The organism is Sphingomonas flavida (assembly GCF_036663655.1).
Lineage (GTDB): Bacteria > Pseudomonadota > Alphaproteobacteria > Sphingomonadales > Sphingomonadaceae > Sphingomonas.
On sequence record NZ_JAXOJH010000015.1, the window covers coordinates 46,428 to 72,008 of the forward strand.

24 protein-coding genes are annotated in these 25,581 nt (G+C 66.6%); 14 read left to right on the forward strand and 10 right to left on the reverse strand.

Annotation, left to right across the window (positions count from 1 at the left end):
- The first annotated feature begins 33 nt into the window (after positions 1 to 33).
- The 9 genes from U1703_RS15270 (at position 34) to U1703_RS15310 (ending at position 9,322) form a co-directional block, all read left to right on the forward strand.
- Positions 34 to 801, forward strand: a complete 768-nt coding sequence (locus tag U1703_RS15270) for a phosphatidate cytidylyltransferase (protein ID WP_332786406.1) — start codon at positions 34 to 36, stop codon at positions 799 to 801.
- Positions 801 to 1,958, forward strand: coding sequence for a 1-deoxy-D-xylulose-5-phosphate reductoisomerase (gene dxr, locus U1703_RS15275; RefSeq protein ID WP_332786370.1), 1,158 nt, complete (start codon positions 801 to 803; stop codon positions 1,956 to 1,958). The genes U1703_RS15270 and dxr overlap by 1 nt, the downstream gene beginning before the upstream one ends.
- Positions 1,955 to 3,091 carry an RIP metalloprotease RseP gene (gene rseP, locus U1703_RS15280; RefSeq protein WP_332786371.1) on the forward strand — a complete coding sequence of 379 codons (1,137 nt, stop codon included), beginning with the start codon at positions 1,955 to 1,957 and terminating at the stop codon, positions 3,089 to 3,091. The genes dxr and rseP overlap by 4 nt, the downstream gene beginning before the upstream one ends.
- Before the next feature lie 70 nt (positions 3,092 to 3,161).
- Entirely contained in the window at positions 3,162 to 5,897 is a 2,736-nt protein-coding gene (bamA, locus tag U1703_RS15285; protein ID WP_414711990.1) for an outer membrane protein assembly factor BamA, read from the forward strand.
- Positions 5,897 to 6,568 carry an OmpH family outer membrane protein gene (locus U1703_RS15290; protein WP_320450722.1) on the forward strand — a complete coding sequence of 224 codons (672 nt, stop codon included), beginning with the start codon at positions 5,897 to 5,899 and terminating at the stop codon, positions 6,566 to 6,568. Before bamA ends, U1703_RS15290 begins: the two co-directional genes overlap by 1 nt.
- 31 nt (positions 6,569 to 6,599) lie before the next feature.
- Positions 6,600 to 7,052, forward strand: a complete 453-nt coding sequence (gene fabZ, locus U1703_RS15295; RefSeq protein ID WP_320451253.1) for a 3-hydroxyacyl-ACP dehydratase FabZ — start codon at positions 6,600 to 6,602, stop codon at positions 7,050 to 7,052.
- Between the two features lie 101 nt (positions 7,053 to 7,153).
- Complete coding sequence (rpmE, locus tag U1703_RS15300; RefSeq protein ID WP_058717894.1) at positions 7,154 to 7,384, forward strand: 50S ribosomal protein L31; 231 nt, start codon at positions 7,154 to 7,156, stop codon at positions 7,382 to 7,384.
- A gap of 137 nt (positions 7,385 to 7,521) precedes the next feature.
- Positions 7,522 to 7,833: a PilZ domain-containing protein gene (locus tag U1703_RS15305; RefSeq protein ID WP_320450723.1), complete on the forward strand. Its 312-nt coding sequence runs from the start codon at positions 7,522 to 7,524 to the stop codon at positions 7,831 to 7,833.
- An 85-nt stretch (positions 7,834 to 7,918) separates the two neighbouring features.
- Positions 7,919 to 9,322, forward strand: a complete 1,404-nt coding sequence (locus U1703_RS15310; protein WP_443025819.1) for an L-serine ammonia-lyase — start codon at positions 7,919 to 7,921, stop codon at positions 9,320 to 9,322.
- Here U1703_RS15310 and U1703_RS15315 read toward each other — a convergent pair whose 3' ends face one another.
- From U1703_RS15315 to U1703_RS15340, 6 genes are all read right to left on the reverse strand, one after another.
- The gene (locus U1703_RS15315; RefSeq protein ID WP_332786372.1) at positions 9,323 to 10,117 is read right to left on the reverse strand and encodes a ThuA domain-containing protein; all 795 of its coding nucleotides are present in this window, start codon (positions 10,115 to 10,117) and stop codon (positions 9,323 to 9,325) included.
- Positions 10,118 to 10,285: 168 nt separating this feature from the next.
- A complete protein-coding gene (locus U1703_RS15320; protein ID WP_320450725.1) occupies positions 10,286 to 11,845 on the reverse strand; it encodes a DHA2 family efflux MFS transporter permease subunit in 1,560 nt (519 codons plus the stop codon).
- Positions 11,845 to 13,032 (reverse strand): HlyD family secretion protein, encoded by a 1,188-nt coding sequence (locus U1703_RS15325; protein ID WP_332786373.1) that lies wholly within the window; start codon positions 13,030 to 13,032, stop codon positions 11,845 to 11,847. The genes U1703_RS15320 and U1703_RS15325 overlap by 1 nt, the downstream gene beginning before the upstream one ends.
- Entirely contained in the window at positions 13,029 to 14,432 is a 1,404-nt protein-coding gene (locus U1703_RS15330) for an efflux transporter outer membrane subunit (protein WP_332786374.1), read from the reverse strand. Before U1703_RS15330 ends, U1703_RS15325 begins: the two co-directional genes overlap by 4 nt.
- The gene (locus U1703_RS15335) at positions 14,429 to 14,881 is read right to left on the reverse strand and encodes a MarR family winged helix-turn-helix transcriptional regulator (protein WP_332786375.1); all 453 of its coding nucleotides are present in this window, start codon (positions 14,879 to 14,881) and stop codon (positions 14,429 to 14,431) included. Before U1703_RS15335 ends, U1703_RS15330 begins: the two co-directional genes overlap by 4 nt.
- Before the next feature lie 241 nt (positions 14,882 to 15,122).
- Positions 15,123 to 15,761: a tetratricopeptide repeat protein gene (locus tag U1703_RS15340; RefSeq protein WP_332786376.1), complete on the reverse strand. Its 639-nt coding sequence runs from the start codon at positions 15,759 to 15,761 to the stop codon at positions 15,123 to 15,125.
- Between the two features lie 202 nt (positions 15,762 to 15,963).
- On the opposite strand from U1703_RS15340, the gene U1703_RS15345 reads away from it, so the two are divergent.
- Both U1703_RS15345 and U1703_RS15350 read left to right on the forward strand, forming a co-directional pair.
- Entirely contained in the window at positions 15,964 to 16,659 is a 696-nt protein-coding gene (locus U1703_RS15345; RefSeq protein WP_332786377.1) for an Npun_F0296 family exosortase-dependent surface protein, read from the forward strand.
- Between the two features lie 174 nt (positions 16,660 to 16,833).
- A complete protein-coding gene (locus U1703_RS15350; RefSeq protein WP_332786378.1) occupies positions 16,834 to 17,529 on the forward strand; it encodes an Npun_F0296 family exosortase-dependent surface protein in 696 nt (231 codons plus the stop codon).
- 342 nt (positions 17,530 to 17,871) lie between these two features.
- Here U1703_RS15350 and U1703_RS15355 read toward each other — a convergent pair whose 3' ends face one another.
- Positions 17,872 to 19,233 (reverse strand): cation:proton antiporter, encoded by a 1,362-nt coding sequence (locus tag U1703_RS15355; RefSeq protein ID WP_332786379.1) that lies wholly within the window; start codon positions 19,231 to 19,233, stop codon positions 17,872 to 17,874.
- 196 nt (positions 19,234 to 19,429) lie between these two features.
- Between U1703_RS15355 and U1703_RS15360 the strand changes: the two genes are divergently transcribed.
- Genes U1703_RS15360 through U1703_RS15370 form a run of 3 tightly spaced genes read left to right on the forward strand, consistent with a single transcriptional unit; the run spans position 19,430 to position 21,665 of the window.
- Complete coding sequence (locus tag U1703_RS15360; RefSeq protein WP_332786380.1) at positions 19,430 to 19,663, forward strand: type II toxin-antitoxin system Phd/YefM family antitoxin; 234 nt, start codon at positions 19,430 to 19,432, stop codon at positions 19,661 to 19,663.
- Positions 19,663 to 20,139 (forward strand): PIN domain-containing protein, encoded by a 477-nt coding sequence (locus U1703_RS15365; RefSeq protein WP_332786381.1) that lies wholly within the window; start codon positions 19,663 to 19,665, stop codon positions 20,137 to 20,139. The genes U1703_RS15360 and U1703_RS15365 overlap by 1 nt, the downstream gene beginning before the upstream one ends.
- A 2-nt stretch (positions 20,140 to 20,141) precedes the next feature.
- Complete coding sequence (locus U1703_RS15370) at positions 20,142 to 21,665, forward strand: tryptophan halogenase family protein (protein WP_332786382.1); 1,524 nt, start codon at positions 20,142 to 20,144, stop codon at positions 21,663 to 21,665.
- A gap of 109 nt (positions 21,666 to 21,774) precedes the next feature.
- Here the strand turns inward: U1703_RS15370 and paoC are convergent, their stop codons facing one another.
- From paoC to paoA, 3 genes are read right to left on the reverse strand one after another with little or no spacing between them, the layout of a single operon-like run.
- Positions 21,775 to 23,985: an aldehyde oxidoreductase molybdenum-binding subunit PaoC gene (gene paoC / locus U1703_RS15375; RefSeq protein WP_332786383.1), complete on the reverse strand. Its 2,211-nt coding sequence runs from the start codon at positions 23,983 to 23,985 to the stop codon at positions 21,775 to 21,777.
- Entirely contained in the window at positions 23,982 to 24,932 is a 951-nt protein-coding gene (locus U1703_RS15380; protein WP_332786384.1) for an FAD binding domain-containing protein, read from the reverse strand. Before U1703_RS15380 ends, paoC begins: the two co-directional genes overlap by 4 nt.
- Positions 24,929 to 25,576 carry an aldehyde dehydrogenase iron-sulfur subunit PaoA gene (gene paoA, locus U1703_RS15385; protein ID WP_332786385.1) on the reverse strand — a complete coding sequence of 216 codons (648 nt, stop codon included), beginning with the start codon at positions 25,574 to 25,576 and terminating at the stop codon, positions 24,929 to 24,931. The genes U1703_RS15380 and paoA overlap by 4 nt, the downstream gene beginning before the upstream one ends.
- Between the last annotated feature and the right edge of the window lie 5 nt (positions 25,577 to 25,581).

A 25,581-nucleotide genomic window follows, 5' to 3' on the forward strand; every position in this document is an offset into this window, starting at 1 on the left:
ACCGGGACGCCCGATGCGGCCCCGGTCAAGAGCATGTCCAACCTGACCAAGCGGGTGCTGGCCAGCATCGTCATGATCGCGGTCGCCAGCCTGTGTCTGGCGCTGGGTGGCCTGGCATTCTGGTTGCTCGCGGTCGTCGTCGGGCTGTTCATGATGGCCGAATGGTCGGACCTGTTGAAGGTCGACCGTTCGCGCAAGCGGCTGGCGCAGTTCGCGCTCTCGGTGCCGCTGGCGATCATGGCGCCCGGTCTTGCCGCCGGACCCGGCTTTTTTGCGCTGGGCCTGATCGCGGCCACATTCTTCTTCCTGACCATCGTGTCGCGCCGCCCGGAATTCGGCGTCGGTGCGCTTTATGTCGGCCTGCCGGTCTTTTCGCTGCTGGCGATTCGCCTGCATGACGATGGCCTGGCCCTGTCGCTCTGGGCGATGGCGCTGGTCTGGGCCTGTGACAGCGGCGCGTTCTTCGTCGGGCGCCAGTTCGGCGGCCCCAAGCTCGCGCCTTCGATCAGCCCGGCCAAGACGTGGTCGGGCCTGATCGGCGGGGTGGGGGCGGCGACGCTGCTCGCGCTCATCATGCGCTGGGCGCATGGCCTGCCGCTGCATCTTGTGGTCGCCACGCCGTTCCTGGCGGTGCTGGCGCAAGGCGGTGACCTGTTCGAGAGCGCGCTGAAGCGGCGCGCGGGCGTCAAGGACAGCGGTAACGTCCTGCCCGGCCATGGCGGCGTGATGGACCGGCTGGACGGCATCGTGCCGGTCGCGCCCATCGCCGCCCTTCTGATCCTGTTGCCGGACCTGTTCTGATGCGTAGCGTGACGATTCTCGGTGCGACCGGTTCGGTCGGCACCTCGACGCTGGACCTGATCGAGCGGGAGCCCGAGCGCTACCGTATCCGTGCGCTGACCGCGAATTGCGACGTCGGCAAGCTGGCGGCGGCGGCCCGGCGGACTCGCGCCGAATGGGCAGTGGTGGCCGACGAAAGCTGCCTGCCCGCACTGCGCAAGGCGCTGGCCGGGACCGACACCCAGGTGGCGGGCGGCCGTGCCGCGATCATCGAGGCGGCGGCCATGCCCGCCGACTGGACGATGGGCGCGATCGTGGGTTGCGCCGGGCTGGAGCCCGCCATGGCCGCGATCGCCAATGGCGGCACGGTGGTGCTGGCCAATAAGGAGCCGCTCGTCTCGGCGGGCGAGGTGGTGCTGGCGGCAGCGGCGAAGGCGGGGGCGACGCTGCTTCCTGCCGATAGCGAGCACAACGCCATCTATCAGTGTTTCGATTTCCAGCGGCCCGAGCGGGTGCGCCGGATCGTCCTGACCGCCAGCGGCGGCCCGTTCCGCGAGTGGACGACAGAGGACATGCGCCGCGTCACCCCCGAACAGGCGGTGGCGCACCCCAACTGGTCGATGGGCGCGAAAATCTCGGTCGACTCCGCCACGATGATGAACAAGGGCCTCGAACTGATCGAGGCGGCGCGGCTGTTCCCCGTGCCCGCCGACCGGATCGAGATCGTGCTTCATCCGCAATCGGTGATCCATTCGGCCGTCGATTATATCGACGGGTCGATGCTGGCCCAGCTGGGGCCGTCCGATATGCGGGTGCCAATCGCGCATTGCCTGGCCTGGCCCGACCGGATGCCGACGCCGATGGCGCCGCTGGACCTGGTCGCGCTGGGGCGGATGGACTTTGCCGCGCCCGACCCGGTGCGCTTTCCCGCACTGCGGCTGGCGCGTGCGGCGCTGGAGGCAGGCGGTGCGGCTCCGGCCATCCTGAACGCCGCAAATGAAGTCGCCGTCGCGGCGTTTCTGGCGCGGCGTATCGGCTTCCTCGAAATTGCCGCAATCGTCGAGGATATTCTCCATCGCTACGACCCGGCCCCGCCGGAAACGCTCGACGCGGTGATCGCCGTCGATGCGCGCACGCGGGAACTGGCGGCCGAGCGTGTTGAGGATTGCATCGTTTGAGCCAAGCCCCCGGCCTGTTGTTGACCATCCTGGCCTTTGTTCTTGCCATCGGCCCGCTCGTGTTCGTGCACGAGATGGGGCATTACCTCGCCGGGCGGCTGTTCGGCGTGAAAGCCGATACTTTCGCGATCGGGTTCGGACGCGAGATTTTCGGCTTTACCGACAAGCGCGATACTCGGTGGAAGATCGGCTGGCTGCCGCTGGGCGGCTATGTGAAGTTCGCGGGCGACATGAACCCGGCCAGCCAGGCGGATGCCGCCTGGCTCTCGCTGCCGCCCGAGGAGCGCGCGCGGACGTTCCAGGCCAAGCCCGTGTGGCAGCGCGCGATCATCGTCGCGGCGGGCCCGGCGATCAATTTTGTCGCCGCCATCCTGATCCTGGCGGGCTTCGCCTATGCTTATGGCGAGATGGTGGTGCCGCCGGTCGTCGGACAGGTGGCGCCGGGCAGCGCGGCCGCCGCGTCGAGCCTGCGCGCCGGTGACCGGGTGACAGCGATCGACGGACGCGCCGTCACCGATTTCGCCGACATCGCCCGCTATGTGCAGATCCGCGCTGGCGAGCGGGTGACGATCGAAGCGACACGCGACGGTCGGGCGTTCACGACCGATGCCACCATCGGCACCGATGTGCAGCGCGACCGGTTCGGCAACGAATACCGGGTCGGCCGCCTGGGCCTGCGCGGTGCGGGCACGGTCGACATGCGGCCGGTCAGCCTGCTCCGCGCGCCCGTCGTGGCGGTGCAACGAACCGGCGAGATCGTCCGCATGATGGTCGAGACGCTGGGCCAGGTCATCACCGGGCGACGCTCCGCCAAGGAACTGGGCGGGCCGCTTTCGATCGCCAAGGTGTCGGGCGAGCAGATCTCGCTGGGCCTCGACGCCTTTGTTTTCTTCATCGCGCTGGTGTCCATCAATCTGGGGTTCATCAACCTGTTGCCAGTGCCGATGCTGGATGGCGGTCATCTTTTCTTCTATGCGATCGAAGCGGTGCGACGACGCCCCCTGGAGCCGGCGGCTCAGGAGTGGGCGTTTCGTGGCGGTCTGGTCGCGATCCTGGCCCTGATGCTGTTCGTAACGTTCAACGATCTCGGCAATTTCGGGCTATGGAAAAATATCGCTGGCTTGATCGGGTGACGCCGATGGGGCAGGGCGCGAGGACGACAGGGGTCGGTTCGACTTTTCTGGGGTGGGTTTTGTGACAGCGATGACGGGTATGAAGACGGTGCGCGCAGGCGCCATGTTGCTGGCGGGCACGATGCTGTCGGGTGTTCCCGTCATGGCGCAGACTGCGCCGGGTACGGGGCCGGGCGCACCCGCGGCAGGCGCCGCGCCGGTCCAGGCGGTGGCGCCTGCGCCGGTCCGCACGATCAAGACGCTGCGCGTCGAGGGCGCCCAGCGTATCGAGCCCGAGACGGTGCTCTCCTATACCAAGCTGCGGGTCGGCATTCCCTACACGCCGGAAACGCTGGACCAGGCGCTGAAGGATCTTCAGGCGTCGGAGCTGTTCGCGGACTTCTCGATCACCGGCGTCGAGAGCGGCGACATCGTGCTGCGCGTGCGCGAGAACCCGATCATCAACCGGGTCATCCTTGAGGGCAACAAGCGCCTGAAGGAAGACAAGATCAAGAAGGAGATCAAGCTCGCGCCGCGGCAGATCTTCACCCGGACCGCGGTTCGCCAGGACGTCGCGCGCATCGTCGAGCTGTATCGCCGGCAGGGCCGTTTCGGCGCGGTTGTCGAACCCAAGATGGTCAATCTCGACCAAAACCGCGTCGACGTGGTGTTCGAGATCAGCGAGGGCCCGAAGTCCAAGGTTCGCCAGATCAACATCCTGGGCAACGAGAAATTCTCCGACGACGAATTGCGCGGTGCGATGTACACCAAGCAGTCGCGCTGGTTCCGCTTCCTGTCGTCGGCCACCAGCTACGACCAGGATCGCCTGGCCGCCGATCAGCAGAAGCTGCGTCTGTTCTACCTGACGAACGGCTATGCCGATTTCCGCGTGACCAGCGCGGTCGCCGAGCTGACGCCGGACAAGAAGGACTTCATCATCACCTACGTGGTGGAGGAAGGCCCCCGCTACAAGTTCGGTGACGTCAAGGTCGACAGCCAGATCCGCGACTTCGACAATGCCAAGCTGGCCCAGTCGCTGCCCATGAAGAAGGGCGACTGGTACAACGCCAAGCAGGTCGAGGACTCGATCGACAGCCTCAGCCAGACGGCGGGCCTGTTCGGCTATGCCTTCACGAACGTCGAACCCGATTTCCAGCGCGACAAGGAAGCGCTGACGATGTCGATCACGTTCAACATCGCCGAAGCCAAGCGCACCTATGTCGAGCGGATCGACATCAACGGCAATACGCAGACGCAGGACAAGGTCGTCCGCCGCGAAATCCGCGTGGCCGAAGGCGATGCCTTCAACAGCTTCCAGGTCCGCCGCAGCCAGGATCGCATCAACTCGCTCGGCTATTTTCAGGAAAAGCTGGAGATCAAGCAGAACCCCGGTTCGACGCCCGACCGCATCGTGCTGGAAACCAATGTCGAGGAACAATCGACCGGCTCGCTGCAGCTGTCGGCGGGTTACTCGTCGCTGGAACGCTTTATCATTCAGGCGAATATCACCCAGCGCAACTTCCGCGGCAAGGGCCAGGAACTGCGCGCCGGCGTGAACTATTCGGCCTATTCGAAGTCGATCGAACTCGGCTTTACCGAGCCTTACGTGTTTGACAAGAATATCGCGCTGGGCGTCGACGTGTTCCGCCGCGACTTCAACTCGTTCAACTATCTGGGCACCACCCGCCAGACGACCTACAGCCAGGTGTCGACCGGCTTCCAGGTTCGCGCGGGCGTGCCGCTGACCGAATATTGGTCGCTGTCGGGCCGCTATGGCCTGACCTATGACGAGGTCGGCCTGGCGTCGTCCTTCTTCAACGCGGACGGCACCTGCAACTTCCAGCAGGCGGGCCGCTATCTGTGCGACTCGATCGGCAATCGCTGGACCTCGTCGGTCGGCTACTCGCTGATCTTCGACAGCCTCAACAGCCGCCTGCGTCCGACGGCGGGCCAGCAATTCTCGTTCAGCCAGGACTTTGCGGGTCTGGGCGGTGACGTGAAATATATCCGCACCCGTGCACAGGCGGCCAAGTTCAAGGGGCTCGGTAAGGGCTTCGTGTTCTCGCTGCAGGGCGAGGGCGGCTATATTCACTCGTTGGAGAGCAGCCGTGGTCCGGGCATCGATCCGGTCCGCATCGTCGACCGCTTCTATCTGGGCGAGCCGCAGTTCCGCGGCTTCGACATTCGCGGCGTCGGCCCGCGCGTGCTGCGTATCCCTTACGTCATCGGTGCGGACGGCAGCCAGTCGCGCCAGACCGATCGCGACCAGATCGTCGACGACGCGCTGGGTGGCCGCGCTTACTATCTCGCCCGCGCCGAGCTGGAACTGCCATTGGGTTCGGGCGCGCGTGAAATGGGCCTGCGCCCCAGCATCTACGTCCAGGCGGGCAGCCTGTGGGGTATCACCCGTCCGCTGCCGTCGCTCAACTTCCCGCAGGCGCGCGATGCCAGCGGCAACCTGCTGTTCAACAAGGACGGCTCGCCGACGCTGGCGCCTGCGCTGGCCGTGGATGGCCAGGGTCGCCAGCTGTATGTCGTGCCGACCGGGGCGGACAATGCGGGTCAGTTCACGACCTGCGCCGTCGGCTTCTCGGCGACGTCGGGCGGCGCCTGTTCGGGCACCAGCGCGAACACGGTGGCCCAGAATACCAGCTATGCGGTCGAGCAATTCTATGGCGGCACGTGGCGGCCGCGTGTTTCGATCGGTGTCGGTGTGAACTGGAATTCACCGTTCGGACCGCTGCGCATCGACCTTGCCAAGGCATTGGTCACGCAGCCGGGCGACGACCCCAAGCTCATCACTTTCAACGTAGGGACGCAGTTCTGATGAAGACGATTTCCAAGCTCCTCCTCGCGGCGGCCCTCGTCGCGCCCGCCGCGACCGTCGCGACCAGCGCCAGCGCGCAGGTGAACGGCGTGGCCGTCGCCGACCCGCAGGGTGCGATCGCCGGTTCGCGCGCCTGGACCGCCGCCCGCCAGCAGATCGAGACGACCTACAAGGCCCAGCTCGATCAGGCCGAAGCCCGCCGCGCCGCGATCGGCCGCGAGCTGGAGCCGCTGGTCCAGGCGTTCCAGACCGCCCGTTCGGCCCCCAATGCCAACGAAGCGGCGCTGCGTACCCAGGCCCAGTCGATCCAGACCCGTCAGCAGGCCGGTGAGCAGGAACTCGCCCGCCTGACCCAGCCCGCTGCGCGCGCGCAGGGTTACGCCATCGAGCAGATCCAGGCCCGTCTGGGCGAAGCGGTGCAGAACGCCGTTCGCGCCAAGAATGTCAGCCTGCTGGTCAGCCCGCAGGCGGTGCTGTTCATGCAGCCGACCGCCGACATCACCTCGGCCGTGACGGCCGAGCTCGACAAGCTGGTCCCGACCGTCAGCATCACGCCGCCCGCCAACTGGCAGCCCGGCCAGCAGGGCCAGCAGGGTGCCGCCGCAGGTGCCGCGCCTGCCGCCGCCCCCGCCGCGACCGCCCCGGCGCGTCGCCAGAGCAGCGGCCGGTAATTCGTCCGTGAGCGAGTCGGAAAAGACCACCATGGGCCCGCTCGATATCGGGCGGGTCATGGCGGCCCTGCCGCACCGTTACCCGATGCTGCTGGTCGATCGTGTCGAGGAGATCGTCCTCGACACGTCGATCCGCGCGGTAAAGGCGGTGACGATCAACGAGGGCTTCTTCCAGGGCCATTTCCCGGGCCGTCCGATCATGCCGGGCGTGCTGATCGTCGAGGCGCTGGCGCAGGCCGCCGGTGTCCTGGCGGTGGAAAGCCTGGGCCTCGCGGGGTCGGGCAAGCTCGTCTATTTCATGGCGATCGACGGGGCCAAGTTCCGCAAGCCCGTGGAACCCGGTGTTCTCCTCCACCTGGAGGTGACGTTCGTGCAGAAGCGCTCGAGCGTCTGTAAGTTCGCCGGTGTCGCCAAGATCGACGGGGTGACCGTCGCCGAGGCGAACTTCACCGCGATGATCGCCGATCCGCCCAAGGCCGCCTGATCCGGCCGAGCCGCGATTTTGACTAAGGGGGCGCGGTCCGCTATGGGCCGCGCTTCCTGTTTCCAGGCTGGTCGGAACCAGCCATGTTCCGGAGCACTATCATGAAGACCGATACGCACCCCGACTATCACATGATTAAGGTCCAGATGACCGACGGCACCGTGTTCGAAACCCGCTCCACCTGGGGCAAGGAAGGCGACACGATGCAGCTGGACATCGATCCGCTGGCGCACCCGGCCTGGACCGGCGGCCGTGGCTCGCTGCTGGACACCGGCGGTCAGGTCGCGCGCTTCAACAAGCGTTTCGGCGGTGGTCTGACGCTCCGCAAGTAATCGATTCGCCCTATCGGCGCGTTGACATGGGTCCGGTGCTTCCCTCGGGGAGTGCCGGACCTCTTGCGTTCGGGGGTGGCGAAAATTTTCGGAACGCGGTTTGCGCTCTATTAACCAGCGACGCGTAGCATTGCCGCATGTTCGCCGCTGAATTTGAACCCGCCCATCCGGATACCCGCCGCTCGCCGCGTGCGACAACGGTCCTGGATGCCGACCTGGACCGTGGCGGGCTTGCCCGCGCGCTATGCCGGGTGCTGGACATTTCGGTTCAGGGGGCGAGGCTCCAGACCTATACGTCGCTCAGCCGGGGATCGCGGATCCTGTTGCGCCTGCCGCAGGTGGGGGAGGTCGCCGCCGACGTCGTCTGGGCAACGGACTTCGCGGCGGGCTGCCAGTTCCAGACGCCGCTGGCGCCCGAGGCGTTCGAGATCCTGGCACCGCTGACCTGATTCGCCGGCCCCGGCACAAGGCCGGGCTGGTCAGTTCCCGATCGTTGCGCTACGCAGTGGCAAAGTCGTAACAATCGGAACTATCTTGACCCTGCCAGTCACTCCCGCGATCACGCTGCCCCGTGGCGAGGACAGTGTCGCCGCCGTCAGCGTCACCGAGCTGTTCACGATCGGCATCGGCCCGTCCAGCTCGCACACCGTCGGCCCGATGCGCGCGGCCAAGGCCTTTGCGACCGAAATGCTCGACACCGGGCTGATGCCGGTGCGGGTGCAGGCCGAATTGTTCGGCTCGCTGTCGCTGACCGGGCGCGGGCATCATAGCGACCGCGCGGTCCTGCTCGGCCTGGCGGGGGAGACACCCGAGACGGTCGACCCCGATACGATCGAGGCGCTTCTGGCCGATATCACCGGCACCGGGCGGATCACGCTGGACGGACGCCACGCCATCCCCTTCGATCATGAGGCGGATTTGCTGTTCCGGCCGGGTTTCCTGCCCGCGCACCCCAACGGCATGGTCTTCACGGCTTTCCTGGCGGACGGCAGCGCGGTCATCCGCCGTTTCTATTCGATCGGCGGCGGCGCGATCCGGATGGAGGGGGCCGAGCCGACGCGGACCAACAGGCGGCTGGCGCATCCCTTCGCCTCCGGTGCCGAACTGCTCGAGCGGACCGAGGAAACCGGACTGTCGATCGCCCAGATCGTCCGCGCCAACGAGGCGGCGTGGCGCGAAGACAGCGAAACCGATGGTTTCCTCGACCGGGTGCGCGATGCCATGTGCGCGGCGATCGAACGCGGCTGTGCGGCCTCGGGCATCCTTCCGGGCGGGCTGAAGGTTCAGCGGCGGGCGCAGGCGATCAAGCAGAAGCTGCTCGACCGAGGCCCGCGCACCGACCCCAGCCTGGTCTTCGAATGGGTCAGCCTGTGGGCGCTGGCGGTCAATGAAGAGAATGCGGCCGGTGGGCGGGTCGTCACCGCGCCGACCAACGGGGCGGCGGGCGTCATCCCGGCGGTGCTGCGTTATTACGAAGCCTTCGTCCACGGCGCGACGCGCGACGGGGTCCGCACGCTGCTGCTGACCGCCGCGGCGGTGGGGATGCTCTACAAAAAGCGCGCGTCGATCTCGGCGGCCGAAATGGGCTGCCAAGGCGAGGTCGGCGTCGCCTGTTCGATGGCGGCGGCGGGGCTGGCGGCGGCCTTGGGCGGCAGCGCGGCCCAGGTCGAGAATGCGGCCGAGATCGGCATGGAGCATAATCTGGGCCTGACCTGCGACCCGATCGGCGGGCTGGTCCAGATCCCGTGTATCGAACGCAACACGATGGGCGCGATCAAGGCGATCAACGCCGCCTATCTGGCGCTGCACGGCGACGGCAAGCACATCGTCAGCCTGGACCAGGTGATCGAGACGATGCGCCAGACCGGCGAGGACATGAAATCCCAATATAAGGAAACCAGCCTCGGCGGCCTAGCGGTCAACGTCGTCGAGTGCTGATCACCGCGCCGCGGCCCAGCGGATCGCGTTGGTCAGGATGCGGCGATAATCGGGATCGTCATAAAGCTGCGGCTCGTGCCCCAGTGCCGAATAGAAGACATGGCCCTTGGCGCGCGGGTTGATCCACATGATCGGGTGGGTGCCCATGCGTAGGCTGTCGCCGGGACGATAGCTCGCCTCGTCCAACTGGGCGAGGACGGTCATCCCCTTGGCGGCCGGGTTGCCATCGAAGCTGTACCACTCGTCGCGCGGTGTCCAGGGTGTTTTAACGCCCGCCATGATGGGATGGCGCGGCTGGACGATCTCGACGCGGGCGGGCTGGATATGGTCGGCACCATTGGGGTGGCCGGTAAAGGTCGTGCCGATGATGGTGTCGACATACCAGGGCGCGGTGTGGCTGTTATCGCCCGCCGCATGCAGCGCGACGATGCCGCCGCCGCGCGCGACGAAGCGGGCCAGCGCGGCCTGCTGATCCGGGGTCATGAACTCGCCGCTGGCGCTATTCAGTACGACGACCGAGAAATGCGAAAGCTGGTCGTCGTTGAAGACGGCGGCATTCTCCGTCGTGAAGCTGGGACGCTTAAGACCCGTGGCGATGTCGGCCAGCACCGCGTTGGAATGCGGGATATGTTCGAAATGCCGCCAGCCATTGGTCTTCGAGACGATCAGGACGCCGTGCCTCAGGCCAGCGGGCAGGGTGGGGGCGACGGTATCGACCACCTTGGCCGGCAGATGCGGATCGGACGGCGCCTGCGCCACCGGGACGAGCGCCATCATCATCAGCGTTTTCAGCATCATCGCTCTCCCTTTTCGGGGAGCGTAGCAAATCCTCCCCGGTACGGGGAGGGGGACCATGCGCAGCGTGGTGGAGGGGGCTTTCCGCGTAGGACATTCCTCGTGGAAGCCCCCCTCCGTCAGGGCCTTGCCCTGCCACCTCCCCCCTTGCAGGGGAGGAAATTTGCATCAATCCGCTGCGATCGGGCCGTCATGCGGCTTGGGACGCCGGGTGAACCAGGTCAGAGCGGCCAGTACGACGCACAGCCCGGCCGACACGTAGAAGATGTCGGTCGAGGCCAGCAGATAGGCCTGACCCACCATTTGCCGGGTGACGGCGGCGGCGGCCTGGGTGTCGGTCAGGCCCAGATGGTTCAGGCCGGTCTTCGCCATCTGCCACACCGGGCCCTGGCCGATCGCTTCGGACAAATGAGCCTGGTGCATCGCTTCGCGCCGGTCCCACATGGTCGTGGTCAGCGAAGCGGCGAAACTGCCTGCCGTGATGCGCGCGAAGTTGGAGATGCCCGTGGCCGAGGGGATACGCGCCTGTGGCACGCCGTCCAGCGCGATGGTCAGCATGGCGAGGAAGAAGGTGCTCATCGCGATCCCCTGCACCATCAGGGGCAGGACGAAGTCGCTGAAGCTCGCCTGGGTGTTGAGCCCCGATCGCATCCAATAGGATACGCCGAATGCGACGAAGGCGATGGTCGCCATGATCCGGGCATCGACCTTGCCCGACAGGCGCGCGACGATGGGGGTGAGCACGACCGCCACCGCGCCACTGGGCGCCGCGACGAGCCCCGCCCAGGTCGCGGTATAGCCCAGCTGGGTCTGGAGCCAGAGCGGCAGCAGCAGCGTGTTGGCGAAGAACACTGCATAGCCGAGGCAGAAGGCGAGCGTGCCAATGCTGAAATTGCGCCCCTTGAACAGCGACAGGTCGACCGCCGGATTGGCGTCGGTCAGCTCCCAGATCAGCCAGGCGACGAAGCCGACGATCGCCACCACGGTCATCACCACGATCCGCGGCGAATGGAACCAGTCGTCGTTCTTGCCCAGGTCCAGCATCATCTGGAGCGCGCCGACCCAGACGACCAGCATGATCAGGCCGACCTTGTCGATCGGCAGGTTGCGGGTCGGTGTCTCGCGGCTGGAAAGCCCGCGCCAGCACACGCCCGCGCAGAACAGCCCTACGGGGACGTTGATGAGGAAGATCCAGCTCCAGTGATAATTGTCGGAGATGTATCCGCCCAGGATCGGGCCCATGATCGGCGCGACGAGGGTGGTCATCGACCAGATGCCGAGCGCGGTCGACCGTTTCTGCGGCGGGAAGATCGAGATCAGCAGCGCCTGGCTGCCCGGGATCATCGGCCCCGACACCGCGCCCTGCAGGATGCGGAAACCGATCAGCGAAGACAGGTTCCACGCGATCCCGCACAGGAACGACGCGACGGTGAACAGGAAGACCGAGACGCAGAAGGTCCGCACCACCCCGAACTTACCCATCAGCCACCCGGTCAGCGGCACCGCCACGCCGTTGGCGACGGCAAAGGCGGTGACGACCCAGGTCGAATTGTCCGAACTGACGCCCAGATTGCCTGCGATGGTGGGCAGCGAAACATTGGCGATCGTCGAATCGAGCACCTGCATGAAGGTGCCCAGCGCCAGCGCAAAGGCGATCAGCGCGAGCGATGCGCCTTTCAGCGGCGCGGGGCCATCCCCCGCGCCGCCCCGTGCAGGGGCCCCGGCCATCAGCGGTTGGCCGCGATGATCTGAGCGATCCGGGCCTCGACCGCCGGGTCGTTGGCGTCGGTCGTGCTGGTCTTGTACGTCTGGTTCGCGGCGGTGCCGATGCGCGGGCCGTTCTGGTCGGTGGTGTCGACCGTCACGGTCGCGGACAGGCCGACGCGCAAGGGATTCCGGCGCAGTTCGTTGGCATCCAGCCCAATGCGCACGGGCACGCGCTGCACGATCTTGATCCAGTTACCGCTGGCATTTTGCGGCGGCAGCAGAGCAAAGGCATTGCCGCTGCCCGCACCCAGGCCGACGACCTTGCCGTGATAGACGATCTTGCCGCCATACATGTCGGCGGTGATCGTCGCGGGCTGGCCGATGCGTAGGTCGCGCAGCTGGGTTTCGCGGAAATTGGCGTCGATCCACAGCCGGTCGAGCGGGACGACCGCCATCAGCGGCGTTCCTGCGGCCACCTGCTGACCCACCTGCACCGTGCGCTGCGCGACGACGCCGTCGATCGGCGCGATGATGTGCATGTGGTTGCGGGTGATCGCGGCGCGACGATAGGCGGCGATCGCGGCCATGACGGCCGGATTGGTGTTCACGTCGGTGCCCTGCACGGCACTGCGGGTCTGGGCCGCCTGGGCGCGGGCGAGCGTCAGGCTGGCGGTCGCGACCTTTACCGCATCGGCGGCGTGCGACAGTTCCTCACCCGACACCGCGCCCTCGGCGGCGGCGCCCTGGCGGCGGGCGTAATCGGTCCGCGCGCGGGCCAGTTCGGCCTCGGCCTGGACGATCGCGGCACCGCTCTGGTTGACCTTGGTGAAGTCGGCGCGGGTCGAACGCACCGCGCGCGCCAGATCGGCGGCGGCGGCGGCCAGGCCGACATCGGCGGTCGCAGGGTCGAGGTCGAGCAGGGGCGCACCGGCCTTTACCGTTTGGGTATTGTCGGCATGGATGGCCAGCACCTGCCCAGGATCGCGGGCGGTGATCGCCACCACGTCCCCCGCGACATAGGCGTCGTCGGTCTCCTCCTCAGGTGTGGCGAGCAGGAAGTGGAACACTGCCCACACGATCGCGGCGATCACGACGACCGCCGCCAGGATGATCAGGCCGGTCTTGCGCGCCTTGGGCTTGCCGCCGGTCGGAGCCTGGGTGGTCGGTGCCGAGGGAGCCGGGGAGGGGGCGGCTTCGGTGTCGCTCATTGCGGGATACCTTGCGAGGAAGAAGAGAAACCGCCGCCCAGGGCGACGGCCAGCGCGATACGCGCCTGGACCGCATCGGCGGCGAGGTTGGCGTCGGCCTGATCGGCCTCCAACTGGCGGATGTCGGGGTCGATCAGCCCGAGTTGCGATTGCAGGCCGCTCGATACGCGAATGGCGTTCAGTCGGCGGGTTTCGGCCAGGCCGCGCGTGACCTCGGCTTGGCGGGCGCGCTCGTTGGCGATGGTGCGGCTGCGCGTGACGGCATCGGCGGCCTCGCGCACCGCGCCGACGACGCGGTCGTTATAGTCGGCGGTGGCCAGGTCGAGCGCGGCGGTCGCGCCCGCCAGGCCCGCGCGCAGTCGTCCGCTGTCGAAGATCGGCAGATGGATGGCGGGGCCCGCGCCCACCGTGCCCGCATCGGCGGTGAACAGATTGCCCAGCCCGACCGCCTGGAAGCCGGCCAGCGCCGTCAGATTGACGTTGGGCAGGAACGCCTTGCGCGCGACCTCCTGTCCCTTGGCGGCGGCGTCGATCCGGGCAAGGGATGCGGCGATGTCGGGACGCCGAGACAGCAGGTCGGCGGGCACCGTGGCGGGGATGGGCAGGGCGCGGTCGAACGCGATCCGGGTCGGTGCGATCGTGGCCGGATAATCCAGTCCCCGCCCGGCCAGTGCGGCCAGCGCGTTGCGCGACAATGCGGCCTGCGCTTCGGCGCGTGCCAGCGCGACCTGCGCCTGGGCGAGCAGCGTCCGTGCCCCCGTCGCGTCGATCTGGCTGGCCAGCTGGTGCCGGATCCGCGCCTGCACCAGGGTCAGCGAGCGGCCGCGCGTCGTGATCGTCTGGCGCGCGATCGCCGCCTGTCGCTCGGCGCGGGCCAGCTCGACATAGGTCTGTGCGACCGACCCGGCCAGCGCCAGTCGGGCGGCCGTGACGTCCAGCATGGCCGCGCGGGTGGAAGCGCGCGCCGCGTCGATCGCCGCGGCCTGTCGCCCGAACAGGTCGATCGTCCAGTTCAGATTGGCCTGCGCCTGACCCAGCCATTGCAACGTACCCGCATAGGGCGGCGGGATGATGTAGCGGCCGGAGATGCGGTTATACTGTTCCTGCGCGTCGAGCGTCACCGACGGGCCATCCTCGGCACGACGCACGGCGAGCACCGACTGCGCCTGCCGAAGCCGCGCCATCGCGACATCGAGCGAGGGATTGCCGGTCAGCGCGTCGCCGATGATCCGGTCGAGCTGCGGATCGCCCAGCCCGCGCCACCATTCGGCGGCGACCAGCGGTGCCTGTGCATTGCCGAGCCCCAGCCTGTCGGGCGTGGTGGGGGTGACGACGGGGTGCGCCTGCGGCACCGAACAGCCTGCCAGCAACAGGCCGGTCAGCAGGGCAAAACGCTTCATGCGAAGGTCTCCAGAGTGTTGCGCAGGCGAAGCAGGTAGCCGACGAAGCGTGCGACATCCTCGCCCGGCCAGTCGGCTAGCCAGCCGTCCCAGCAGTCCATGACCTTTTCCTTGCACCGATCGGTCACGATCCGCCCCGCATCGGTCAGCGACAGGCGGACGACCCGGCGATCGGTGGTGCTGCGCGCTCGCTCGACCAGGCCGCGTTCCTCCAGCGTATCGAGAATACGGGTGGTCGCGCCGGTATCGTGGCAGAGGTGGCGCGCCAGTTCGGCCGCCGTACCGCCAAGCCCGTGATGGAGCGCCATCAGCGCGCTCCACTGGATGTGCGTGACTTCCTCATCGGCAAACACCGGCTCCAGGCCGATCCGCGCCAGTTGGAAGACGCGTTTCGTCAGATAGCCGACCGAGCGTTCCGGATCGAAGCTGTCGTAAGTTGTGGATGACATATTGCTGCCTTGGCAATCATTGCCTGGGCAGTCAATTTGCTTTGCAAATATGACATGTTTTTCATGATGAGATGAGGTGGGCCACCGATCCCATCATGGGCAAACGCCGTCTTAAATGACGCGATAAGCTGTTTGATCATGGCGATATTCGGAACCTCCTCGGCCCGTCACCCACGATGCGCACAAAAAAGGCGCGGACCGCTCTCGCCGTCCGCGCCTCTCTGTCGCCTGATAGGATGGGTTATTGCTGAGCCTTGTATCGCGGCTGGGCGCGGCCCGCCTCGTCGGCGGCCTGACGGATCAACTGGACGTTGCGCTTGATCGAGGCGGCCAGCGCCGACCGGATGGCTTCATCCGCGTCGGACCCGGCAGGCACTTCGCGAAGAAGCTGGAGCCACTCGCCAATGGCCTCGTCATGCTGGCCCTTCAGATCCTTTTCCATCGCGAAATAGAAGCGGGCACGCGGATCGCGCGGATCGAGTGCCACCGCCTTGCGGAAGGCCTCCGCCGCACCGGCGGGCAGGCCGACGCCCTCGCTATTGCTGGTCTGCATCAGCGCTTCGCCCAGTGCCGACCACGCCAGCGGCTGGTTGGGATCGATGGCCAACGACGCGCGATAGGCGGTGGCGGCCTCGTCGAAGCGACGCTTTGCCAGCATCGCATCGCCCAGCTTCTTCTGCGCGGCGGCGTCGCCCGGCGCCTTGGCTGCGGCGGCCTGGGCCACGGCTGGATCGACGGCGGCGGTGGGGCGCTCGACAAAGACCGGTGGTGGCGTCGGACGATCGGCGGGGCGGCGCAGCAAGCCGCGCACGGTGACGGCGAGAATCAGAAGGACGAGCACGACGCCCAGAATGACGAGGAGCTTCTTGCGGCGTTTCATGGATCATCCCTGTTGATGGCTCGGGGCGTTCCTATCACCCCGCTGTCCTTGATATAAGGTAAATGCCCGTCGGCATGGCAATCACTATGTCTTGTCCTGAAACAGATTTTGGGAAGTCTTTGATCGGTAAAGGAATTGTCTCGCGCCGCCACGAATGCGATAGGACCGGGCAAATTGCATTGGCCCAGAGAAAGAACGACCCATGATCCGCTTCGATCGCCGCATGGCATCACGCCTCGCATCCGGACTTGCGGCGATCGCCATCATGGCGGCGGGCGCGACCACGGTGCAGGCCGCGCCGGGGACGTTCACGACCGAGGCCAATGACAGCTACACCAGACAGCTGACGCCGCCCGCGGGATCGACGACGGTCGACTTCAACGCGGGCTTGCCCAATGGTTTCTCGCTGAACGGCGGGCTGGTCGCATCGTCATCGCAATGGGGGCTCTTCAACTGGAATTACCTCGCGCCCGCAGGTGATAACAGCAAGTTTCTGGTCACGATGCCCAACACCACGACGACCCTGAATGCCGATCCGAAGTTCGGCTATGGCGGCATCGCGCTGAACTGGGGTTCGATCGACAGCGCCAACGTGCTGGATATCCTGGACATGGCAGGTCAGGTGATCGACCGGCTGACCGGGGCGGACGTATCGGGCGGGCTGCTGGCCAGCAGCAACCGCTATGTCACCTATCGAATCGATCCCGCCAACGGGCAACTGATCGGCGGCCTGCGCTTTTCGTCGCCCAATATCCTGGGGCACGCCTTCGAGGTGGATGACATCTCGTTCTTCGGTGCAACTCCGGTTTCGGTGCCGGAACCCGCGTCGATCGCGCTGTTCGGCGCAGGGCTTGCCGGGCTGGCCAGCGTGGTCCGGCGGCGTCGCCGCGCCGCCTAAGCCGATGGCATCGCTGGAAATGCGCCGTATCGGGACGGTTGATCCGTATCGGGACGCTGATGGTGGGGATCGGGTGTGGCGATGACGCGTCTTATCGGCCATCACACTGTACATATTGATATTCGGTACAAAACAGGGAGGCTGGAGATGGCTCGTATTGCAAGGATGATCGCCGTGGCTGGTATCGCCACCGGCGTCGTGGTTTCGACCCCGGCGAGCGCCACCACCACCACCACCGCGCCGACCAAGGGCACGGTCACCTCGGCGACCGGCGATCAGACGGCGGTGCGGTACGGCACGGCGACCGTCGACTTCAACGGTGCGGGCACCGGCGCAAGCTACACGCAGAACGGCTTCTCGCTGAGCGGCGGCGGCGTTCTGCAGACGGGCAATGTCAACGGCACCAGCGCACCGCTGGGCGATACGACCCAGTATCTGTCGGTCAACGGCGGCAAGACCGCAACGCTGAAGGCAACCGACTCGACCAAGTCGGGCTTCGAGAGCGTCAGCCTGTATTGGGGGTCGATCGACTCGTACAATCTGTTGTCGATCCTCGATACTGCGGGCAACGTCATCGACAGCTTCTCGGGCAATTTCGTGGCGTCGCCGGGTTCGAACGTCGAGGGCGGCAACGCTTATTCCGATCCCAAGTATAATCAGTATGTCACGTACACGCTGAACAGCCTGACCGGCCAGAAGATCGGTGGCCTTAAGTTCGCCAGCTCCTCGGACGCGTTCGAGCTGGACAATGTGACCTTCTTCAACAGCGCGCCGACCTCGGTGCCGGAACCCGCCACGCTGACCCTGTTCGGCGCCGGCATCGGTGGCCTGGTCGCTGCGTCGCGTCGTCGTCGCAAGAAGACTGCCTGATTTCCGGCATGGCCGAAAGGGCCGGTCGGCAACGACCGGTCCGTCGGACGAGAAGGGGTGGCCTCGGCCGCCCCTTTTTTTGTGCGCGATCCCGAGGTTTCTTGACCTGCCCCAGGCTGTCGACCCGCCGGGCCTGCATCTTGGCGCTTGCGAGCCAAACCGGAGCACGGCCCCGGTCTCTGCCGGACATTTTAGATCAGGCGGATCAAACTATCGGAGGGCAGGGGCAACGGCGATTGTTTCGGTTCAGACGGACGGTTTTGAAGCAAATGAGGCTTCCACCGCTCCCCACAAACCCCGCTCTCGCCAAGGCGGGAGCAGGGTCTGCGGCACATGCGCGGTTCACGCGCTCGCGCTGTTCAGGGTTTCCATCTCGCCCATCACCCGCGCCTTGCGGCCATACACGAATTCGAACAGCGGGCTGGCCATCATCGTCGTCACGATCGCCATCAGCACCAGCATCGAGAACAGGGTGGGGCCGATAATACCCTTTTGCAGCCCGATATTGATGATGATCAGCTCCATCAGGCCGCGCGAGTTCATCAGCGCGCCGATCCCCATGGCGGTGCGATTGTCCTCGCCACAGGCGCGTGCCGCGAAATAGCAGGCTCCGAACTTGGCGGCGATCGAGGCGGCCAGGATGCCGAGCGCGATCAGCAGCAGCGGCAGCGAGTTGACCATGTCCATGCGCGTGTTCAGCCCCGAATAGGTGAAGAACATCGGCAGCAGCAGGACGACGGCCAGCGGCTCGACCTTCTTCTTCAACTCCGCGACGAACAGGCCGCGCGGCATGAAGACACCCAGGATGAAGCCGCCGAAGATGCCGTGCACGCCGATCGCATCCATGATGAAGGCCGACAGGCAAAAGGCCATCAGCGTGACCGCCAGCACATTGGTCGACATCTCACCCCTGGCCTCGACCGCCCGGCCGAGCGGTGCGAGCAGGCGGCGGCCGAAAAGGAGCAGGAAGCCGACATAGATCACCGCCCCGCCGATCGCGAGGATGGCGACGCCGCTGCCGCCGCCAAAAGTCGCCAGCACGAGGGCGAGCACGCACCAGGATGCGGCATCGTCGAACGCGCCCGCCGCCAGCGACAAGGTGCCGAGCGGGCTGTTGGCCAGCCCGCGCTCGTTGATGATCCGCGCCAGCATCGGAAAGGCGGTGAGCGCAATGCACGCACCCAGGAACAATGTCGCATTGGCCTGGCTGATCCCCGCCGCGAACAGCCCCGGCACGGTCAACAGCAACGGCGTGATCGCCACCGCGATCAGAAAGGGGGCGATGACACCCGATGCGGATACGGCGATCGCGCTTCGCGCCTTGGACTGGAAATGATCGAGCCGCAGGGTCAGGCCGACCAGGAACATGTAGAGCGCCACGCCCAGTTGTGCCCCCGCATACAGGACGTTGCGCGTCTCTTTCGGAAAGATCGCCCCCTGCAAATCGGGGAAGAACAGGCCGAGCAGCGAGGGACCCAGCACGACGCCCGCGATCATCTCGCCCACCACCGGCGGCTGGGCCAGGAAACGCTGTCCGGCCCAGCTGACCACGCGACAGGCCAGCAGGATTACCGCCAGCTGAAGGAAGAAATGGATGCTGTAGTCGCCGGGAACATAGCTGGCCGCCGCCCCCGCGGTCGCGGGGCCGTGTGGCGACAACATGCCACCGGCCGTCTTCCAGAAACTGTCGATCGCGTCATTCATCGATGGCGTCCCCCCTCCGTACCGGTCGTCTGAACGAACGGTTGCCGGATAGCGAGGGCAAGCGGCATCGTCTTGCAATGGGAATTCTCCCGCGTTCGACCGATTTTCCCGGCCCCCTCGCTTAGTGTGTTTCGGATGCTACAAGGTAGGTACGTGCCTACATATCGGATGTGGGCCGCATCCGGTTTTGGGCGATATGAAGACGCTGACCAGTCGGGAATTCAACCAGGATGTCAGCCGTGCCAAGCGGTTGGCGCGAATCGAGCCGGTGTTCATCACCGATCGCGGGCGGCCCACCCATGTGCTGCTGGGCATCGGGGCCTTTCGGCAATTGGCCGGACAGAGCGATAATATCGTCGATCTGCTCGCCATGCCCGAGGAGGCGGCTCCGGCACCCGTCGGGCGGCGCGACTGGGACCGGACCCGCTAATGTATCTGCTGGATGCGGGAGTGGTGGCCGAATTGCGCGGGGCGCGGGGCGGCGGTGCCGATCCGGGGCTGGTCGATTGGGCGATGGGCTTGCCGCGTCACGAACTGTTCCTGTCCGCCGTTTCGCTGCTCGATCTGCAGGAGGATATACCCCCACCGCGCAAAGGCGGTGAGGCGGGGGACTGGATCGCTGATCGGGTACTGCCCGCCTTTGAGGGGCGGATCCTGCCGGTCGATATGGCGGTCGTACGGCGCTCGGCGGGGCTGGGCTATGCGCAGACCCGCGATGCGCTGCTGGTGGCGACCGCACTTGTCCATGGCTTGACCCTCGTCACGCGGCACGTCGCGGCGTACAAGATCGGGCGGCCCAAGCTGTTCTGCCCCTGGGGTTTCGTGCCCGAGACCGTGGGTGAGGACTGGCGACAGGCCGCGCGCGGGGGATCGCCCTGGTTCCGCAACCTGTTCGTGAGGATGTGAGCGTGACGGAGGGAAAGGGAAAATCCATCCTGATCGTCGGCGGCGGCACCGCAGGATGGCTGACCGCCGCCTATCTGGCGCGGTTCCTGGGCGATCGGCCGGGCGTCACGATCACGCTGCTGGAAGCGCCCGAGATCGGACCGATCGGGGTGGGCGAGGGCGCCTTTCCGACCATTCGCAACACGCTGCGCTTCCTGGGGATCGACGAGGGGCGGTTCATTCGCGCGGCGGGTGCGACCTTCAAACAGGGTATCCGCTTCGATGACTGGGGTCACGCCCCGGCGGCGGAGCGACGCCATCGGTATTGGCATCCATTCGACCCGCCCTTTCAGGCTGATGGCGTCGACCTGGTCGCGCACTGGCTGGCGCAGGATCCCGCCACGCGCCGCCCCTTTGCCGAGGCGGTGACGATCCAGCACCGCGTGGCCACGGCCGGACGCGGACCGAAATCGGCGGGTGAGGGGGCGTTCGACGGGCCGCTCAGCTATGCCTATCATTTCGACGCGCACCGGCTGGTCGCGTTACTGGCCGATCATGCGGTCGCGCTGGGCGTTCGCCACCTGCATGGCCGGATGACCGGGGCGACGGTGGGCGAGGACGGCCGTATCGACCATGTCCTGACCGATCGGCAGGGGGTGCTGACCGCCGATCTCTATGTCGACTGCACCGGCCAGCGGGCCGAACTCATCGAGGGCGTGCTGGGCCAGCGACTGGTGTCGGTGCGTGACCAGCTGTTCACCAATCGCGCGCTGGCGTGCCGGGTGCCGCATGACGAGGAGGGCGTTTCCGCGCTCCAGACGATGACGATCGCCACCGCTCACCCGGCGGGATGGACCTGGGACATCGGCCTGGCCGAGGGGCGGGGGATCGGCACCGTCTATTCGGATGCGCATATGGGTGACGACGCGGCCCTGGCCACGCTGGCGGCATATCTGGGTCGTGATCCGGAGACGCTCGAGCCACGGCTTTTGAGCTTCGAACCCGGATATCGGCGACGACCCTGGATCGGGAACTGCGTCGCGGTCGGGCTGGCTGGCGGCTTTCTGGAGCCGCTGGAGTCGACCGGGATCGTCCTGATCGAGGCGGCGGTGGCGATGCTGGCCGAATTGTTCCCACATCACGGCCCCGTCGCGGCCCCCGCCGCGCGGTTCAACATGCTGATGACCGCGCGGTATCAGACGATCGTGGATTTCTTGAAGCTGCATTACTGCCTCAGCCGCCGCGACGAGCCCTTCTGGCGGGACAATAGCGAGCCCGGCTCGATCTCGGAGCGGCTGCGCGACCTGTTGGAGCAGTGGCGTTATCGTCCGCCGGGACGGTTCGACTTCACACTGGACGTCGAGAGTTTCGCCTATTTCAACTATCAGTATATTCTTTACGGCATGGGATTTGCCGATGGAGATCGCACGCCTGCCGGTTCGTCGGGCGAGGCCGAGCGGCTGTTCCGCAAGCTTCGGCTATTCGGGGACCGGGCGGTGGCGGACTTGCCCAGTCATGGCGAACTGGTGGCCGCGATGCGCGATTGAGATACCCTCACCCTTCCGGCGCTTCGCGCCTCCCTCCCTCTCCCGATGGGAGAGGGAAGGGGCCCGCCCGCGTCAGCGGGTGGGAAGGGTGAGGGCGGGATGAAGTTGGTCACGCAATCACGGGCAGCTTGTCCAGATGCTTCTCCAGCGTCAGCGGATAGTCGCGGATCCGGACGCCGGTTGCGTTATAGACCGCATTCGCCACCGCCGCGCCGACGCCGCACAGGCCCAGTTCGCCCACGCCCTTGGCCTTCATCGGATTGGCCTTGTCGTCGGCTTCTTCCAGGAAGACGACCTCCTGGTGCGGAATGTCGGCATGGACCGGCACCTCGTAACCCGCCAGGTCGTGGTTGACGAAGAAGCCGAAGCGCTTGTCGACCGCCAGCTCTTCCATCAGTGCCGAGCCGACGCCCATCGTCATCGCCCCGATCACCTGACTGCGCGCCGCCATCGGGTTCAGGATACGTCCCGCCGCACACACCGCGAGCATCCGCCGCAGCCGGGTGACGCCGGTATAGGCGTCGACCCCGACCTCGACGAAATGCGCGCCGAAGGTCGACAACTGCCAGGTCTTGTCGAGTGTGCCGAACTCGATCCGGTCCTCGGCGGTCAGCGCGCCGGCGGAGGCGGCATCGCGCAAGGCGACCGACCGGTTTCCACCCGACACCTTGCCGTCGGCAAAGGTCAGATCCGCCGAATTGAAGCCCAGCCGCTGCGCCACCGCCTCGCGCAGCTTGACGCAGGCGGCATAGACGCCCGCCGTCGCATTGGCCGCGCCGAACTGCCCGCCTGAGCCCGCCGACACCGGATAGTCGCTGTCGCCCAGCCGAACATCGACCGCGTTCATCGGCACGCCCATCATTTCGGCGGCGGTCTGTGCGATGATCGTATAGCTGCCGGTGCCGATATCGGTCATGTCGGTCTCGACCAACACGCGCCCGTCCCTGCCCAGCGTGACCCGCGCGCCCGACTTCATGTTCATGTGATTGCGAAAGGCGGAGGCGACGCCCATGCCGACCAGCCAGCGTCCGTCACGGACCTGGGCCGGTTTGGCATTCCGTTGCGACCAGCCGAAACGCTGTGCGCCCTCTTCCAGGCAGCGGACGAGCTGACGCTGCGAAAAGCGACGTTCGGGCTTTTCGGGATCGACCTGCGTGTCGTTCTTCACGCGGAAGGCGACCGGGTCCATGCCGAGCTTTTCGGCCATTTCGTCCATCGCGATTTCGAGCGCCATCATGCCTGGTGCCTCGCCGGGCGCACGCATCGCATTGCCCTCAGGCAGGTTGAGCACCGCCAATCGCATCGAGGTCAGTCGATTGGGCCCGGCATAGAGCAGCTTGGTCTGGTTGACCGCCGTCTCGGGACCGCCGCCGGGCAGATCGCCCGACCCGCTTTCGTGCGCGATCGCCTGGATCGCGCCGTCCTTGGTCGCGCCGATGCGGATACGCTGCGTCGTCGCGGGGCGGTGGGTGGAGTTGTTCGCCATCAGCGGTCGCTGCATCGCGACCTTGACCGGCCGCCCGGCCGCCTTCGCGCCCAAAGCCGCCATCACGGCATCGGCACGTAGGAACAGCTTGCCACCGAAACCGCCACCGACATAGGGCGAGATCAGCCGTACCTTTTCCTTGGGCAGGCCCAGCGTCTTGGCCAAATCACCACGACCCCAGGCGATCATCTGGTTCGAGGTCCAGACGGTCAGCTCATCGCCCTGCCACGACGCGATGGAGGCGAAGGGCTCCATCATCGCGTGGCTGTGGTCGGGGGTGGTATAAGTCGCATCGACCTGCACCGGCGCGGCCGAAAACGCCGACTCGAACGTGCCAGTGCGGTCTTCCTTGCCCGGCTTGCCTTCCTCGGCACCGGCCAAGGGAGCGGACTTTAGCGCGTCATCCAGGTCATATTGGCCCTTGGCGCGCTCATAGTCGATGCGGACCAGTCCGGCGGCGGCGCGGGCCTGTTCGAACGTCTCGGCGACGACGATGGCGACTGCCTGGTGATAATGGTCGACATCGGGGCCCGCGAGCAGCTTGACCGTGTTGAAATTGCCCTTGCCCAGCGGCCCCGCCTCGTTGGCGGTGACGATGTTCAGCACGCCCGGCGCGCCGCGCGCATCGTCCAAGTTCATCGACCGGATACGACCCTTGGCAATGGCCGCGCCGATGATCCAGCCATAGGCGGCATTGGGTGCCTCTGCATGATGTTCATAGGCATAGGGCGCCATGCCGGTCGTCTTGCGCGGGCCGTCGATGCGGTCGTGCGCGCGCCCAACCACGGCCATGCGGTCGATGGGATTGGTGCCCGCGGGCTCGGTGAACTTCATGCGGTCCTCGCCTGGCTGATTGCGGCCGCCAGCGTCCGTTCGACGAGCGGCACCTTATATGCATTGTCCGACGTGGGTCGGGCATCGGCCAACAGCCGGGCCGTCACCGCCTTTGCCCCCTGCGGCATGGCGGCTTCCGCCGCCTCCACCCGCCAGGGTTTGTGTGCGACGCCGCCGACCGCGACGCGGCCCGTGCCGTCCTTCTGGATCACCGCCGCCACCGATACGAGCGCGAAGGCGTATGAGGCACGGTCGCGCACCTTTTCATAGATATGCGTGCCGCCGATCGGGCGCGGCAGGGTGACCGCAGTGATCAGCTCGCCTGGTTGCAACGCGGTTTCGATATGCGGCGTGTTGCCCGGCAGGCGGTGGAAGTCGGCGATCGGAATGGCGCGGGTCTGGCCTTCCGGGTTCACTGTCTCGACCACCGAGTCCAGCACCCGCAGGGCGACGTTCATGTCGCTGGGGTTGGTAGCGATGCAATCGCTGCTGGTGCCGACGACCGCCAGCTGACGCGAATAGCCGCCGATCGCGCTGCATCCCGAACCGGGCTTACGCTTGTTGCAGGCCATGTTGGTGTCGTAGAAATAGGGGCAGCGGGTCCGCTGGAGCAGATTGCCCGCCGTCGTCGCCTTGTTGCGCAGCTGCCCGCTTGCCCCGGCCACGATCGCGCGCGACAATACGCCGTAATCGCGGCGCACGCGCTCGTCTGCGGCCAGCGTCGTGTTGCTGACGAAGGCGCCGACGCGAAGGCCGCCTTCCCTGGTCTTTTCGATCCGGTTCAGGCCGACATCCTGCACGTCGATCAGATGGGTCGGCGTCTCGACCTCGATCTTCATCAGGTCGAGCAGGTTGGTGCCGCCCGCGAGGAACTTCGCGCCGGGCTTGGTCGCGGCGCGTGCCGCCGCCATCGCGTCGCGCGCCCGCTCATAGGTAAAGGGCTTCATGCCTTGGCTCCCGCGACATCCGCCATGGCGTCGGCGATGTTCGAATAGGCGCCGCAGCGGCAGATATTGCCGCTCATCCGCTCGCGCATTTCCATGCCGGAGGCCTGGGGCCTGGCGGTCAGGTCGGCCTGAACATGGCTGGGCACGCCGCGCTTGATCTCGTCGAGCACCGCCACCGCCGAGCAGATCTGGCCCGGCGTGCAGTAGCCGCACTGGTAACCGTCGTGCCGGACGAAGGCGGCTTGCATCGGGTGCAGCTTCTCGGGCGTGCCGAGTCCCTCGATCGTGGTGATGCTGTCGCCTTCGTGCTGGAGCGCAAGGCTCAGGCAGCTATTGATCCGCTCGCCGTTCACCAGCACCGTGCACGCACCGCATTGGCCGTGGTCACAGCCTTTCTTGGTGCCGGTCAGGTGCAGACGTTCGCGAAGCGTATCGAGCAGGGTGGTGCGCGGGTCGATCGACAGGGATCGGGATTGGCCGTTCACCTTCATCGTGACGGGCATGGCGGCGGGATCGGGCGGCATGGTGGTCTTTCGGCTCTGGGCATCGGCGGCGGCGGTGGGCGCGGAGACGGCCATGGCGGTTGCGGCGCCACCGACGATCATACCCCGGCGCGACACCGAGAATTCATTGCATTCGGCCAAATCCC

What these genes read in the sequence shown, in the direction of transcription:
- U1703_RS15270 (WP_332786406.1), top strand. Translation starts at nt 34, where the DNA reads ATGTCCAACCTGACCAAGCGGGTGCTGGCCAGCATCGTCATGATCGCG.
- dxr (WP_332786370.1), top strand. Translation starts at nt 801, where the DNA reads ATGCGTAGCGTGACGATTCTCGGTGCGACCGGTTCGGTCGGCACCTCG.
- bamA (WP_414711990.1), top strand. Translation starts at nt 3,162, where the DNA reads ATGACGGGTATGAAGACGGTGCGCGCAGGCGCCATGTTGCTGGCGGGC.
- U1703_RS15290 (WP_320450722.1), top strand. Translation starts at nt 5,897, where the DNA reads ATGAAGACGATTTCCAAGCTCCTCCTCGCGGCGGCCCTCGTCGCGCCC.
- fabZ (WP_320451253.1), top strand. Translation starts at nt 6,600, where the DNA reads ATGGGCCCGCTCGATATCGGGCGGGTCATGGCGGCCCTGCCGCACCGT.
- rpmE (WP_058717894.1), top strand. Translation starts at nt 7,154, where the DNA reads ATGAAGACCGATACGCACCCCGACTATCACATGATTAAGGTCCAGATG.
- U1703_RS15305 (WP_320450723.1), top strand. Translation starts at nt 7,522, where the DNA reads ATGTTCGCCGCTGAATTTGAACCCGCCCATCCGGATACCCGCCGCTCG.
- U1703_RS15315 (WP_332786372.1), bottom strand. Translation starts at nt 10,117, where the DNA reads ATGCTGAAAACGCTGATGATGATGGCGCTCGTCCCGGTGGCGCAGGCG.
- U1703_RS15320 (WP_320450725.1), bottom strand. Translation starts at nt 11,845, where the DNA reads ATGGCCGGGGCCCCTGCACGGGGCGGCGCGGGGGATGGCCCCGCGCCG.
- U1703_RS15325 (WP_332786373.1), bottom strand. Translation starts at nt 13,032, where the DNA reads ATGAGCGACACCGAAGCCGCCCCCTCCCCGGCTCCCTCGGCACCGACC.
- U1703_RS15330 (WP_332786374.1), bottom strand. Translation starts at nt 14,432, where the DNA reads ATGAAGCGTTTTGCCCTGCTGACCGGCCTGTTGCTGGCAGGCTGTTCG.
- U1703_RS15335 (WP_332786375.1), bottom strand. Translation starts at nt 14,881, where the DNA reads ATGTCATCCACAACTTACGACAGCTTCGATCCGGAACGCTCGGTCGGC.
- U1703_RS15340 (WP_332786376.1), bottom strand. Translation starts at nt 15,761, where the DNA reads ATGAAACGCCGCAAGAAGCTCCTCGTCATTCTGGGCGTCGTGCTCGTC.
- U1703_RS15345 (WP_332786377.1), top strand. Translation starts at nt 15,964, where the DNA reads ATGATCCGCTTCGATCGCCGCATGGCATCACGCCTCGCATCCGGACTT.
- U1703_RS15355 (WP_332786379.1), bottom strand. Translation starts at nt 19,233, where the DNA reads ATGAATGACGCGATCGACAGTTTCTGGAAGACGGCCGGTGGCATGTTG.
- U1703_RS15360 (WP_332786380.1), top strand. Translation starts at nt 19,430, where the DNA reads ATGAAGACGCTGACCAGTCGGGAATTCAACCAGGATGTCAGCCGTGCC.
- U1703_RS15365 (WP_332786381.1), top strand. Translation starts at nt 19,663, where the DNA reads ATGTATCTGCTGGATGCGGGAGTGGTGGCCGAATTGCGCGGGGCGCGG.
- paoC (WP_332786383.1), bottom strand. Translation starts at nt 23,985, where the DNA reads ATGAAGTTCACCGAGCCCGCGGGCACCAATCCCATCGACCGCATGGCC.
- U1703_RS15380 (WP_332786384.1), bottom strand. Translation starts at nt 24,932, where the DNA reads ATGAAGCCCTTTACCTATGAGCGGGCGCGCGACGCGATGGCGGCGGCA.